This window comes from Streptomyces longwoodensis, from assembly GCF_001514125.1.
GTDB classification, from domain to species: domain Bacteria; phylum Actinomycetota; class Actinomycetes; order Streptomycetales; family Streptomycetaceae; genus Streptomyces; species Streptomyces longwoodensis.
This window is the reverse complement of record NZ_KQ948553.1, coordinates 276,218-289,257: the sequence shown is the minus strand read 5'-3', so window position 1 is coordinate 289,257 and position 13,040 is coordinate 276,218. Positions and strand designations below refer to the sequence as shown.

Below are 13,040 nucleotides of genomic sequence, written 5' to 3'. Positions count from 1 at the left end.
AACGTCCTTGCGCGCTGGTTGCCGACTCCGCGTCAAGTGCCACGGGGCCCTGCGCCTATGGTTGCTCCAGCGCTCATTCGAAGTCACAGCCCGACCTGCCGCTCGCGTTAGGACAGCAAGGACAGCGATGCCCCCCAACACCACCGCCACAACGGGTGACAAGCCCGGCAAGTCCGGCAGGAAGAAGGGGCGCAAAGCCCGTTTGATCGTGCTTGTGCTGGTGCTGGCCCTCGTCGGCGGCATCGCTTTCGGTGCCTACTGGTCCATCAGCACCGTGCGCGCCTCCTTCCCGCAGACCAAGGGTTCGATCACGCTCCCCGGCCTGTCCGGCCCGGTCGACGTGAAGCGGGACGGCTACGGCATCCCGCAGATCTACGCCTCCTCCGACGAGGACCTGTTCAAGGCGCAGGGCTACGTCCAGGCGCAGGACCGGTTCTACGAGATGGACGTCCGCCGCCACATGACCTCCGGGCGCCTGTCGGAGATGTTCGGCAAGAGCCAGGTGAAGAACGACGAGTTCCTGCGCACCCTGGGCTGGGACCGGATCGCCCAGAAGGAGTACGACAGCGAGCTGTCCGCCGCCACGAAGAAGTACCTGCGGGCCTATGCCGAGGGCGTCAACGCCTACCTCGACGGCAAGGACGGCAAGGACATCTCCCTGGAGTACGCGGCACTGGGCTTCACCAACGACTACAAGCCGTCGAAGTGGACCCCGGTCGACTCGGTCTCCTGGCTGAAGGCGATGGCGTGGGACCTGCGCGGCAACATGCAGGACGAGATCGACCGCGCGCTGATGACCAGCCGCCTCGGCCCGCAGCAGATCGCCGACCTCTACCCGCAGTACCCGTACAGCCGCAACCGGGCCATCGTCCAGCAGGGCCAGTACGACGAGCTGACCGGAACGTTCGAGTCGAAGAACGACTCGGGCTCGTCCGACGGCACGTCCACGGGGGGCACGGGCTCGTCGGGCGGCACTGGCTCCGGGGACGGCACCGGCTCCGGGGACGGCACCGGCTCGTCCGGCGGCACGGGCTCCTCCGGCGGCACCGAGGGCTCGGCCCTGCAGGGGCAGCTCTCGGGCCTGTCCGACGTCCTGGACGACCTGCCGACCGCCGTCGGCGTGAACGGCAACGGCATCGGCTCCAACTCCTGGGTCGTGTCCGGGGACCACACGATCACCGGCAAGCCGCTGCTGGCCAACGACCCGCACCTGTCGGCCTCGCTGCCGTCCGTCTGGTACCAGATGGGCCTGCACTGCCGCAGCGTCTCCAGCACGTGCCAGTACGACGTCACCGGCTACACGTTCGCCGGGATGCCCGGCGTGGTCATCGGCCACAACCAGGACATCGCCTGGGGCATGACGAACTCCGGCGTGGACGTCACCGACCTCTACCTGGAGAAGGTCACGGGCGACGGCTACCTGTACGACGACAAGGTCCGGCCCTTCGTCACGCGCGAGGAGACCATCAAGGTCGCCGGCGGCACCGCGAGGAAGATCGTCGTGCGCCAGACCGCCGACGGGATGCCGCTGCTGTCCGACCGTGACGACGAGCTGCTGAAGGTCGGCAAGAAGGCCACCGTCGACACCGATGCCCCCGACCGCGCGGACGGCTACGCGGTGGCCCTGAAGTGGACCGCGCTGGAGCCGGGCACCACCATGGACGCCGTCTTCGCCATGGACAGGGCGAAGGACTGGGAGGGCTTCCGGGCCGCGGCCAAGAAGTTCGACGTCCCCTCGCAGAACCTGGTCTACGCCGACACGAAGGGCAACATCGGCTACCAGCTGCCCGGGAAGATCCCCACGCGCGCGAAGGGCGTCGACGGCTCCGTCCCGGCGCCGGGCTGGAAGCCGAAGTACCGCTGGACCGGCTCCATCGAGTTCGACGAGCTGCCCTACGAGTTCAACCCCAGCCGCGGCTACATCGTGACCGCCAACCAGGCCGTCGTCGACGAGGACAAGTACCCCTACACCCTCACTACGGACTGGGGCTACGGCACCCGCAGCCAGCGCATCACCGACCTGATCAAGTCCAAGATCAAGGGCGGCGGCAAGATCTCCACCGACGACATGCGTCAGATGCAGACGGACAACGACAGCGAGATCGCCAAGCTGCTGGTGCCCGTGCTGCTGAAGATCAACGTGGACGACCCGGACGTCCGCGAGGCGCAGAAGCTGCTCCAGGGCTGGGGCTACACCCAGGACGCCGACTCGGCGGCCGCCGCCTACTTCAACGCGGTCTGGCGCAACATCCTCAAGCTCGCCTTCGGCAACAAGCTGCCCAAGGAGCTGCGGGTGGAGGGCCAGTGCCTGTGGGTCGACCCGGTCAACAGCACCGGTCCCGTGGACCGCACCCAGAAGGTGCGCGAGTGCGGCCAGCGCGCCGCCGACCAGGCGCAGCCGGACGGCGGGGACCGCTGGTTCCAGGTGGTCCGCACGCTGATGGACAAGCCGGACAGCGACTGGTGGACCACGCCCAAGTCGGGCACCCGCGACGGCGCCACGAACCGGGACGAGCTGTTCAAGCGGGCCATGGTCGACGCCCGCTGGGAGCTGACCGCCAAGCTCGGCAAGGACATCGACACCTGGAGCTGGGGCCGGCTGCACCGCCTGTTCCTGAAGAACCAGACCCTCGGCACCAGCGGCCCGTCCTTCGTCCGGCGCGTCCTCAACCGGGGCCCCTGGAAGCTCGGCGGCGGCGAGGCCGCGGTCGACGCGACCGGCTGGAACGCGGCGGGCGGCTACGGCGTCGTCTGGGTGCCGTCGATGCGGATGGTCGTCAACCTCGACGACCTGGACAAGTCGAAGTGGATCAACCTCACCGGGGCGTCCGGGCACGCCTTCAGCGCCCACTACACCGACCAGACGGGCAAGTGGGCCGACGGGGAGCTGCTCGACTGGGCGTTCGGCGAGAAGGCCGTCGACAAGAGCACCAGGGACACCCTCGTCCTCAAGCCGTGACCCGCGGCGGTAACTGAGCGAAGGGGCCCTCCACGCGCGCGTGGAGGGCCCCTTCGCTCAGTTACCGCCGCGGGTCTCAGGGGTGGTCGAAGCGGCGGACGCCCGACGGGGTCACCACCGCGTGCACCGGGCGGTCGTGCGGCTCGGCCGGGACGCGGGCGACGACCTCCGTGTCGTACAGGAGGACCACCAGCGCGGGACGTGCGCCCGCGTGCTCCAGCCGGGCCAGCACCCGGTCGTACGAGCCTCCGCCGCGGCCCAGCCGCATGCCGCGCGCGTCGGCCGCCAGGCCGGGCAGCAGCACCACGTCGGCCTCCGTCACGGCGTCCGGGCCGAGCCGGGCGCCGGTCGGCTCGAAGAGGGCCATCCTGCCGCCGTGTTGCACGCGCGCGAGGGAGCCCTCGCCCGCGTAGGCGCCCCAGTCGAGGTCGTTGTCGGGCAGCAGGGCGGGCAACAGCACGCGGGCGCCCCGCGCGCGCAGCGCGTCCAGCAGCGCGAGGGTGCCGGGCTCGGTGCCCACGGAGACGTACGCCGCGACCGTGTGCGCGTGCGCCAACTCGGGTAGTTCCAGGGCGTGCCCGGCGAGCGCCAGGGCTGACTCGCGCACGTCATCGGCCGTCAACGTGTTCCTCACCGCGAGGAACTCCCGCCGCAACATCCGCTTGTCAGACTCGGCCCCGCCTGTGCCGTGATGATGCACGCGTACGCTCCCGTTCTGTTCGAATCAGTTCATATGAACATCTATTAACCGGAGCTACAGATTCCTCTCAAACGCACCGGATAGGGTGGCGCCCATGACTCAGTCGCACCCACGGATCAGCAAGGCTGTCATCCCCGCAGCAGGTCTCGGCACCCGGTTCCTCCCGGCGACGAAGGCCACTCCCAAGGAAATGCTGCCGGTCGTCGACAAGCCGGCGATCCAGTACGTGGTCGAGGAGGCCGTCGCCGCCGGCCTCGACGACGTCCTCATGGTCACGGGTCGCAACAAGCGCCCCCTGGAGGACCACTTCGACCGCAACTACGAGCTCGAGTCGGCTCTGGAGAAGAAGGGCGACGCCGGCCGGCTCGCCAAGGTCCGTCAGTCCAGTGACCTCGCGACCATGCACTACGTGCGCCAGGGCGACCCCAAGGGCCTCGGCCACGCGGTGCTCTGCGCGGCCCCGCACGTCGGCCAGGAGCCCTTCGCCGTCCTGCTGGGCGACGATCTGATCGACCCCCGCGACCCGCTGCTCCAGCGGATGATCGAGGTGCAGGAGCAGCACGGCGGCAGCGTCGTCGCCCTCATGGAGGTCGCCCCCGAGCAGATCCACCTCTACGGGTGCGCGGCGGTGGAGGGCACCGGCGAGGCCGACGTCGTCAAGGTGACCGGCCTGGTCGAGAAGCCGGACCGGGCGGACGCCCCCTCCAGCTACGCCATCATCGGCCGCTACGTCCTCGGCCCCAGCATCTTCGGCATACTGCGCACGACCGAGCCCGGCCGCGGCGGCGAGATCCAGCTCACCGACGCCCTCCAGCAGCTCGCCGCGGACGAGAAGGTCGGCGGCCCGGTGCACGGCGTCGTCTTCAAGGGCCGCCGCTACGACACCGGCGACCGGGGCGACTATCTGCGTGCCATTGTCAGACTCGCGTGCGAACGTGAAGATCTGGGTCCGGACTTCCGGTCCTGGCTTCGCAGTTACGTCACCGAGGAGTTGTAACCACGTTGAGCACCGCCGCGCCCCACTCCCCCGGCCAGGACCGCCTGTGGTCGGTGGACGAGCACCTGGAGGACGTCCTCACCGCGATCCGCCCGTTGGAGCCCATCGAGCTGCACCTCCTCGACGCCCAGGGCTGCGTCCTGGTCGAGGACGTCACGGTGCCGGTGTCCCTGCCGCCGTTCGACAACAGCTCCATGGACGGCTACGCGGTCCGGGTCGCCGACGTCGCGGGCGCGAGCGAGGAGTTCCCGGCGGCCCTGGAGGTCGTCGGCGACGTCGCGGCCGGACAGCCCGGCCTGCTCCAGGTGGGGCCGGGCCAGGCCGCCCGCATCATGACCGGCGCCCCGCTGCCCCCGGGCGCCGAGGCCGTCGTCCCCGTGGAGTGGACCGACGGGGGGCTCGGCGAGGGCCCCGTGGACGGCATGCGCGCCCGCAGCCTCGCCCCCGAGGGCGCCACCGGGCACGTGCGCGTGCACCGGCCGGCCGAGGCACGCGCCCACGTGCGCGCGCAGGGCAGCGACGTCCGCGCCGGGGACCGCGCGCTGGAGGCGGGCACCGTCCTCGGCCCGCCGCAGATCGCTCTGCTCGCCGCGATCGGCCGCGGCACGGTCCGCGTGCGCCCGCGCCCCCGCGTGGTGGTGCTGTCCACCGGCAGTGAACTCGTCCAGCCCGGTGAGCAACTGGCCGACGGCCAGATCTACGACTCCAACAGCTTCGCCCTCACCGCGGCCGCGCGGGACGCCGGCGCCATCGCCTACCGCGTGGGCGCCGTCGTCGACGACGCCGACACCCTGCGCTCCACCGTCGACGACCAGCTGGTCCGCGCCGACCTCATGGTCACCACGGGCGGCGTCAGCGTCGGCGCGTACGACGTCGTCAAGGAGGCCCTGGCGCACGTCGGCGACGAGGACGAGCCCGGCAGCGGCGTCGAGTTCCGCAAGCTCGCCATGCAGCCCGGCAAGCCGCAGGGCTTCGGCACCCTCGGCCCCGACCACATCCCGCTGCTGGCGCTCCCGGGCAACCCGGTGTCGTCGTACGTCTCCTTCGAGCTGTTCGTCCGCCCCGCCATCCGCACCCTGATGGGCCTCACCGACGTCCACCGGCCCACCACGCGCGCGACGCTCACCGCCGACCGCCCGCTGACCTCGCCCCGGGGACGCCGCCAGTTCCTGCGGGGCAGCTACGCCGACGGCGCCGTCCGCCCGGTCGGTGGCGCCGGATCGCACCTGGTCGCGGCCCTCGCGCACGCCGACGCGCTGATCGTCGTCCCCGAGGACGTCGAGTCCGTCGAGCCGGGCGCCGAGGTCGAGGTCGTCCTGCTCGGCTGAGCCCCGCGCGGACCGGTCCGCGGGGCGGTCCTGGGCGGTTGCGCCCTGGGACTTGGGGGTACCGTGTCGCGCACAGCAGGCCCGTGCGCCGCACCGCGACGGGCCCGGACCGGGAGCGCCACACACCATGACCGTGCCATCCCGGGGGGAAGCCCCCGGACCCCCAGCGCAGGACCGACTGACGCACCTCGACGAGGCGGGCGCCGCCCGCATGGTCGACGTGTCCGCCAAGGACGTCACCGCGCGCACCGCCCGCGCGAGCGGCCGGGTCCTCGTCTCGCCCCGCGTGGTCGAGCTGCTGCGCGGCGGGGGCGTGCCCAAGGGCGACGCCCTGGCCACCGCGCGCATCGCGGGCATCCTGGGCGCCAAGCGCACGCCCGATCTGATCCCGCTGTGCCACCCCCTGGCCCTGTCCGGTGTGACACTGGACCTGTCGGTCGCGGACGACGCCGTGGAGATCGCCGCGACGGTGCGCACGACGGACCGCACGGGCGTCGAGATGGAGGCCCTCACCGCGGTCTCCGTCGCCGCGCTCACCGTGATCGACATGGTCAAGGCGGTCGACAAGGGAGCGGTCATCACCGACGTGCGCGTGGAGGAGAAGACGGGCGGCAAGTCCGGCGACTGGAGCCGGCCGTGACCGCCGCGCCGCCCCCCGCCGCCGCGCCGTACCGCGCACTGGTCGTCACCGCCTCCAACCGGGCCGCCGCCGGGGTCTACGAGGACACCGGCGGCCCTCTGATCGCCGCGGGCCTGACCGGCTTCGGGTTCACCGTCGACGGCCCCCGGGTCGTCCCCGACGGCGACCCCGTGGAGGCGGCCCTGCGCGCCGGGGTCGAGAGCGGCTACGACGTGATCGTCACCACCGGCGGCACCGGCATCTCGCCCACCGACCGCACCCCCGAGGCCACGCGCGCGGTGCTGGACCACGAGGTGCCGGGCATCGCGGAGGCGATCCGGGCGTTCGGCCGGGACAAGGTGCCGACCGCGGCCCTCTCGCGCGGCCTCGCCGGGGTGGCCGGGCGGACCCTGATCGTCAACCTGCCGGGCTCCTCCGGCGGCGTGAAGGACGGGCTGGCGGTCCTGGAGCCGCTGCTCGTGCACGCCGTCGACCAGCTCCGCGGCGGCGACCACCGACGCACCGACGGGCATGACGGTCACGGTGCCCACGGCGAGGACCCCACCAGACCGTCCGGGGGTGCGCGCTGAACAGCCCGTCCTGGCCCGTCCAACTGGCGGAGGGCGACGTCGTCCTCCGCCCGATAAAGCTGCGCGACCAACGCGCGTGGCGCGAGGTCAACCGGCGCAACCGGGACTGGCTGCGCCCCTGGGAGGCGACCATCCCGCCGCCCGCGCCCAGCGGGCCGATCGCGCACCGGCCGACGTACCGGCAGATGGTCCGGCACCTGCGCTCGGAGGCGAACGCCGGCCGGATGCTGCCGTTCGTCATCGAGTACCAGGGGCAGCTCGTCGGTCAGTTGACGATCGCCGGGATCACCTGGGGCTCGATGTGCTCCGGGCACGTCGGTTACTGGGTGGACCAGTCGGTCGCCGGCCGCGGGGTGATGCCGACGGCCGTGGCGCTCGCCGTCGACCACTGTTTCCGCGCGGTCGGCCTGCACCGCATCGAGGTCTGCATTCGCCCCGAGAACGGCCCCAGCCGACGTGTGGTGGAGAAACTCGGATTCCGCGAGGAGGGGCTGCGGCCCCGCTATCTCCACATCGACGGCGCCTGGCGGGACCACCTGGTCTTCGCGCTGACCGCCGAGGAAGTCCCGGAGGGCCTGCTGACGCGCTGGCGGAGGTCGCGGCCCCGCACCGCGCCCCGTGACCACCAGAACACACCGGGGAATGCCGGCAACCCCGGAAATTGAAAATATGTTCGAAATTGATCGATGGGCGACGTTCTCGGAGCAATGAATTCCCGGCCCGGGTGAGCCACTGATCGCATCGGTCACAAAAAAAGTTCGAAATATCAGCCAGATCGTGCGACACACCGGCCCAATTGGGCGATGGCCCCAGGCGATCCCCTCTACCGTGTGAGGCGTGAGCAGCAGCGGCCTCATCTACGCAGTCATTGTCGGGGCCTGGGCCGCCTACTTGGTGCCGATGTGGCTCCGTAGGCAGGACGAGCTGAACGAGGCCCGTCCGACCGAACGCTTCAGCACCGCCATCCGGTTGCTGTCCGGACGGGCGGCCATGGAGCGTCGTTACGCCAAGGACCTGCGGGCGCGCTCCACCGACGAGGCGGAGCCCGACGCCGACCCGGACGCGGTCACCGACTCGGTGGACGTCCGGGCCTTCGCCGTGCCCCCGACCCGCCCGCAGACCCGGGTCACGCTCCCGGAGCGCGAGGGCGGGCAGCCCGGCGCGGACCGGCACGAGCGCGTGGAGCGCGTCGAGCGGACCGAGCGCGAGCGGGTGGGTGAGCCCTTCGCCGGGAGCCACGCCGCGTCGGCGTCCTCCGAGTCCGCCCAGCCCTCCCCGTCTTCCGAGTCGTCGGCGCCGTCCGCGGCACCCGATGCCGCCCGGCGCGTGCCCCGTGCCCGGCGCGCGCCGAGCCCCTCCGCGCAGGCGGCCACGGCGCGGGCCCAGCGCTCGAAGGTGCTCGCGCGCCGCCGGCGCACCACCGTGATGCTGTTCCTCGCCTTCACCCTGGGCGCCGTCGTCGCGGCCGTCGGCGGCCTGGCGTTCCTGTGGGCGCCCGGTGTGCCCGCCGTCCTGCTCAGCGGGTACATCGGCTACCTGCGCGCCCAGGAGCGCCGCCGCTTCACCTACCAGATGGACCGGCGCCAGGCCGAGGCCGCCGCGCAGCGCCTGCGCGAGCGCCAGCCGCGCCGCCGGGCCTCCTCGGCGGCCACGCCGTCCGTGGAGGCCGACGCCGGCGCAGAGGAGCCCGCCACGGCCCCCGAGCCGGAGACCGACCCCGGGCTGCTCGCGCTCGCCGCGGACCGCCGTGCCCTCGTCGAGCAGACCGACCACGCCGAGTGGGTCGACCAGCAGCGTGAACGCCAGCGGCACCCCGGCCAGGGCGACAGCTGGGACCCGGTGCCGGTGCCCCTGCCGACGTACGTGACGGCACCGGTCGCCCCGCGCGCCACGCCGGACGTCGACCTCGGCGCCCCGGACACCTGGAGCTCGGCCCGCTCCAGCACGGTCGCCGCGGACCAGGCGGAGCCAGAGGCCGGCACCGGCGCCGGGACGGAGACCGCCGAGTCCCGGCCCGAGGACGAGGAGCGCTCCGACGCCCGGCGCGCCGCCTCGGCCCGCCGCTCCCGCGAGCGGGGCCGCACCCCGCTGTTCGACCAGTACGAGGACGGCGAACGGCCCCGCGCCGCCAACGAGTGACGCTCAGCGGGCCCTGGCGCGGTCCTCGGACCCCGGCGGAGCGGTCCCCGCACCCCCGCGGAGTAGTCCCCGGACCCCCGCGGAGCGGCGCCCGGCGCGCCCCTGGTGACCTGCGCCGGACGCCCCGCCCGGCCGCCCGACAACGGATTTTTGAGCAGGCCGACGGGGATGCTAGAGTTTCACTCGTTGCAAGGGCCTGTGGCGCAGTCTGGTAGCGCACCTCGTTCGCATCGAGGGGGTCTGGGGTTCAAATCCCCACAGGTCCACGCAGCTCAAAGCCCCGACCGGGTTTTCCGGCCGGGGCTTTGGCATGTCGTACGTGATGTATGCGGCGCTTCCCGCAGGTTCACACCGCAGGGAGCCCCTCGTCGGCGGAAGTCGGCAAGGGCTCCGTGGTGTTCGGGGTCACACGCGGGTCGGGCGGCCGCGCAGGCTCCAACCCGTCGCGGTCAGGGACGCGCACAGCGACAGCAGGGCGCACGTGGTCGTCGTCCAGGCGAGGGGGCGCCACGGGACGGTCAAGGGGGCCGGGGCCGTGAGCAGGTGCAGGGCCGTCGTCATGCCCGACAGGTCGGCCAGCGTCACCAGGACGCCCAGGGCGGACCCGAGTGCCACCACCGTCAGGCTCTCCAGGGCCGTCAGGCGCAGGATCCGGGCGCGGGTGAGGCCGGTCAGGCGCAGGGTCGTCAGTTCCGTGCGGCGGGCCGACGCCGCCATCAGCGCCGTGTTGGCCACCGACAGGCCCGTGTAGAGCAGGGCGATGCCGAGGACCAGCAGGACGCCCAGGCGCGTGGCGCGGTTCCGGGGCGGCCAACTCGCCCGGACCCACTGGGCCTTGGTCAGCAGCCGCACCCCTTCGACCGACCTCAGGTGCCGGGCGACCGTCACGGCCGACGCCCCCGCGCGCACCCGCACGTCCACCCGGTCGACGCCCGCGCCGGGAGCGTTCGCCGGGGTGACGTAGGCGCCGTTGCCGCCCGTGCCCGTGGCCAGGACCGCCGCGATGCGCAGGGTGCGCGGCGTGCCGTCGCCGCGCCAGACCCGTACCCGCTCACCCACCCGGTGCCGGGCCCACTCCCGGGTCACCACGATCGACTCGTCGTCCAGGTCGGCGAGGTGTCCGGCCGTCACCGGCAGGCGCACCGTGCGCTCCAGCGGGCCCGGTTCGGCCGCCCGGGCCGGGAAGCCCACCAGTGCGACGCCGTCCTCCAGGGTCCGCACGGCGGTCGTGGCCGTCGCGGACACCTCGGCGCCCGGCACCCGCCGCAGCCGCGCCAGCGCCGCCGGGGCGAACGCCGTGCCGTCCGCCGGGGTCACCACGAAGTCCGCGGCCGTCTGCCGCTCGACCTCCGCCGCGCGCGCCCCGCCCAGCGTCGCCGTCGCCCCCAGCAGCGAGCCCGCGAGCGCCACGGTCACCATGACCGGCGCCGCCAGCGACGCGGTACGCCGGGCGCCCGTGAGGACGTTCTGCCGCACCAGCACGCCGAGCACCCCCGGCAGCCGCACGAACAGCCGGGCCAGGGGGCGCACCAGCACCGGGGAGAGCACCGCGGCCGCGCCGACCAGCAGCAGGGGGCGGCTGACCCAGGTCTTGCGGTGCAGCAGGTCGCCCGGGTCGGTCCACAGCGCGTACGCCAGGGTGGTGGCCGCCGTCAGCAGCAGGAGCGTCCCGCACACCCATCGCGCGCGGGGCAGCCGGGCCGGCTCCACGGACACCTCCCGCAGCGCCTCCACGGCAGGCGTGCGCCCGGCCCGCCACGCGGCGCCGCCCGCTCCGGCCAGGGCGACCAACAGGCCCGTCCAGAAGGCCAGGTGGTACGGCCACACCGCGCCGCCGACCCGGTACCAGGCCGGGGCCAGGCCGCCGTCGACCACTAGCGCGCCGAGGTGCGGGGCGGCGTACGCCCCCAGCGCGCACCCGGCCGCCGAGGCGAGCGCGCCGACCAGCAGCGCCTCCGCCAGGACCGAGCGCCGGAGCTGACCCGGCGTCGCACCCGCCGTGCGCAACAGCCCGAACTCCCGGCGGCGCTGCGCCACCGCGAACGCGAACGTCGAGGAGACCACGAACACCGACACGAACGCGCTGACCCCGCCCGCCGTGCCGAACAGGGCGTTCAGCGCGGTCAGCGCCTCCGCGTCGCGGTCCGGGTCGGCGTCCGCGAGGCGCCGCTCCGCGCCGGTGAGGACCCGCACGCGCGCGTCGCCGCGCAGCACGGCCCGTACGGCCGTGGCGTCCGCCTCGACCACCGCCTGCCGCACCTCGGGGGCGAGGGCCGCCGCGCGGGCGTCCGTGAAGAACACCGCACGCTCGAAGCCGAGGTCGCCGACCGTGCCCACGACGGTCACCGTGCCGTGGGCGGTGCGCAGACGGGCGCCGGGGCGCGTCCAGCCGCCCGCCGTCACCACCTCGTCCGGCGTCGCGGGCGCCCGCCCGGCGGTGAGGGCGTACGGGGCGAAGCGCGCCGTCGACCAGGGGTGGCCGACAAGGCCGACAAGGCCGGCCGGGCCGTCGGCCGGGCGCACCGGGAAGGAGCGGTCCGGGGTGACGCGGCCGAGCGTCGCGAGGGCGTCCAGCGCGGCGGGCCGCAGGGGCGGGGCGTGGGGGAGGCGGGCCGTGCGGGGGCCCGCCGGGGTCGGCACCCGGAGCGTGTCGTCGGCCCGGACGACGACCGGGGCGGCGGCGAAACGCTCCGGGGAGCGGTGCGGCGCGTGCAGCGACGCCGCGAGGGCCTGGCCCATCACGGTGAGCAGGGCGACGCCCAGCGCGAGCGCGACGAAGCCGCCGACGAAGGACGCCCGGCGGTCGTACAGGGTGCGCAGGGCGGTGCTCAGCACGCCACCGCCCCCGTCGCCGTACGGCTCTCCAGCGACACCGTCCGGGCCGCGACGGTCTCCGCGTCCGGCGCCGACAGCTCGTCGTGCACCCGGCCGTCGACCAGGAACACCACCCGGTCCGCCGCCGACGCGGCCACCGGGTCGTGCGTGACCATCACGACCGTCTGCCCCTCGTCGTCCACCAGGGCGCGCAGCAGCGCCAGCACCCCGCGGGCCGTCGTGGAGTCCAGCGCGCCCGTCGGCTCGTCGCCGAACAGCACCTCCGGGCGGGTGATCAGCGCGCGGGCCAGCGCGACACGCTGCTGCTGGCCGCCGGAGAGCCGGGCGGGGAGGTGGTCCGCGCGGCCGGCCAGGCCGACCTCGGCGAGCGCGGCACGCACGCGTGCGCGGGACGGGCGGCGGCCGGCCAGGCGCAGGGGCAGGGCGACGTTCTGCTCGGCGGTCAGCGACGGCAGCAGGTTGTACGACTGGAAGACGAAGCCGATCCGGGCCCGGCGCAGCAGCGTCAGCCGGCGCTCGCCCAGCCCCGTCAGCTCGGTGCCGCCGATCCGCACCGAGCCCGACGTCGGCCGGTCCAGCCCCGCGGCGCACTGCAGGAGCGTCGACTTGCCCGAGCCGGACGGGCCCATCACGGCGGTGAACGAGCCCCGGGGGAAGGCGAGCGTGACGTCGTCGAGCGCGGTCACCCCGGTGCCCCCGGCACCGTAACGCCTGCTCACGGCGGTCAGTTGGACGGCGTGTGTGGTCATGACCCCACGAAACCCCGGGCGGGGGCCCGTGTCGGTCGGGCAGGGGCGACAACCGGGGTGGGGCCAGGCATACCCCCGGGGCTCCGGCTGGACGGATGGCCCGGCCGGGGGCGGCGCTCCTACG

At 73.8% G+C, this 13,040-nt stretch carries 10 protein-coding genes and 1 tRNA gene; 8 read left to right on the top strand and 3 right to left on the bottom strand.

Annotated features, from left to right (window positions below; translation table 11 throughout):
* The first annotated feature begins 127 nt into the window (after positions 1-127).
* Positions 128-2,959, top strand: coding sequence for a penicillin acylase family protein (locus AQJ30_RS16385; RefSeq protein WP_067234069.1), 2,832 nt, complete (start codon positions 128-130; stop codon positions 2,957-2,959).
* A gap of 76 nt (positions 2,960-3,035) precedes the next feature.
* Here AQJ30_RS16385 and AQJ30_RS16380 read toward each other — a convergent pair whose 3' ends face one another.
* A complete protein-coding gene (locus AQJ30_RS16380; protein ID WP_067234067.1) occupies positions 3,036-3,617 on the bottom strand; it encodes a 5-formyltetrahydrofolate cyclo-ligase in 582 nt (193 codons plus the stop codon).
* Positions 3,618-3,753: 136 nt separating this feature from the next.
* Here AQJ30_RS16380 and galU point away from each other — a divergent pair, with 136 nt between their 5' ends.
* The 7 genes from galU (at position 3,754) to AQJ30_RS16345 (ending at position 9,598) form a co-directional block, all read left to right on the top strand.
* Positions 3,754-4,656, top strand: a complete 903-nt coding sequence (gene galU, locus AQJ30_RS16375) for a UTP--glucose-1-phosphate uridylyltransferase GalU (protein WP_067234065.1) — start codon at positions 3,754-3,756, stop codon at positions 4,654-4,656.
* A 5-nt stretch (positions 4,657-4,661) separates the two neighbouring features.
* Complete coding sequence (gene glp, locus AQJ30_RS16370; RefSeq protein ID WP_067234064.1) at positions 4,662-5,984, top strand: molybdotransferase-like divisome protein Glp; 1,323 nt, start codon at positions 4,662-4,664, stop codon at positions 5,982-5,984.
* 127 nt (positions 5,985-6,111) lie between these two features.
* Entirely contained in the window at positions 6,112-6,624 is a 513-nt protein-coding gene (moaC, locus tag AQJ30_RS16365) for a cyclic pyranopterin monophosphate synthase MoaC (RefSeq protein ID WP_067234062.1), read from the top strand.
* On the top strand, positions 6,621-7,193 hold the full coding sequence (locus AQJ30_RS16360) for a MogA/MoaB family molybdenum cofactor biosynthesis protein (RefSeq protein ID WP_067234060.1): 573 nt from the start codon (positions 6,621-6,623) through the stop codon (positions 7,191-7,193). The genes moaC and AQJ30_RS16360 overlap by 4 nt, the downstream gene beginning before the upstream one ends.
* A complete protein-coding gene (locus AQJ30_RS16355) occupies positions 7,190-7,858 on the top strand; it encodes a GNAT family N-acetyltransferase (RefSeq protein WP_079084079.1) in 669 nt (222 codons plus the stop codon). The genes AQJ30_RS16360 and AQJ30_RS16355 overlap by 4 nt, the downstream gene beginning before the upstream one ends.
* Before the next feature lie 172 nt (positions 7,859-8,030).
* Positions 8,031-9,332 carry a divisome protein SepX/GlpR gene (sepX, locus tag AQJ30_RS16350; protein ID WP_067234057.1) on the top strand — a complete coding sequence of 434 codons (1,302 nt, stop codon included), beginning with the start codon at positions 8,031-8,033 and terminating at the stop codon, positions 9,330-9,332.
* Between the two features lie 192 nt (positions 9,333-9,524).
* A tRNA-Ala gene (locus AQJ30_RS16345) sits at positions 9,525-9,598 on the top strand.
* A gap of 139 nt (positions 9,599-9,737) precedes the next feature.
* Here the strand turns inward: AQJ30_RS16345 and AQJ30_RS16340 are convergent.
* Positions 9,738-12,167 carry an ABC transporter permease gene (locus tag AQJ30_RS16340; protein WP_067234055.1) on the bottom strand — a complete coding sequence of 810 codons (2,430 nt, stop codon included), beginning with the start codon at positions 12,165-12,167 and terminating at the stop codon, positions 9,738-9,740.
* Entirely contained in the window at positions 12,161-12,916 is a 756-nt protein-coding gene (locus AQJ30_RS16335; protein WP_067234054.1) for an ABC transporter ATP-binding protein, read from the bottom strand. The genes AQJ30_RS16340 and AQJ30_RS16335 overlap by 7 nt, the downstream gene beginning before the upstream one ends.
* Positions 12,917-13,040: the final 124 nt, after the last annotated feature.

Bases quoted from the DNA above. Each gene is read 5' to 3' on its own strand.
- AQJ30_RS16385 (WP_067234069.1), top strand. From the start codon at position 128: ATGCCCCCCAACACCACCGCCACAACGGGTGACAAGCCCGGCAAGTCC.
- AQJ30_RS16380 (WP_067234067.1), bottom strand. From the start codon at position 3,617: ATGTTGCGGCGGGAGTTCCTCGCGGTGAGGAACACGTTGACGGCCGAT.
- galU (WP_067234065.1), top strand. From the start codon at position 3,754: ATGACTCAGTCGCACCCACGGATCAGCAAGGCTGTCATCCCCGCAGCA.
- moaC (WP_067234062.1), top strand. From the start codon at position 6,112: ATGACCGTGCCATCCCGGGGGGAAGCCCCCGGACCCCCAGCGCAGGAC.
- AQJ30_RS16335 (WP_067234054.1), bottom strand. From the start codon at position 12,916: ATGACCACACACGCCGTCCAACTGACCGCCGTGAGCAGGCGTTACGGT.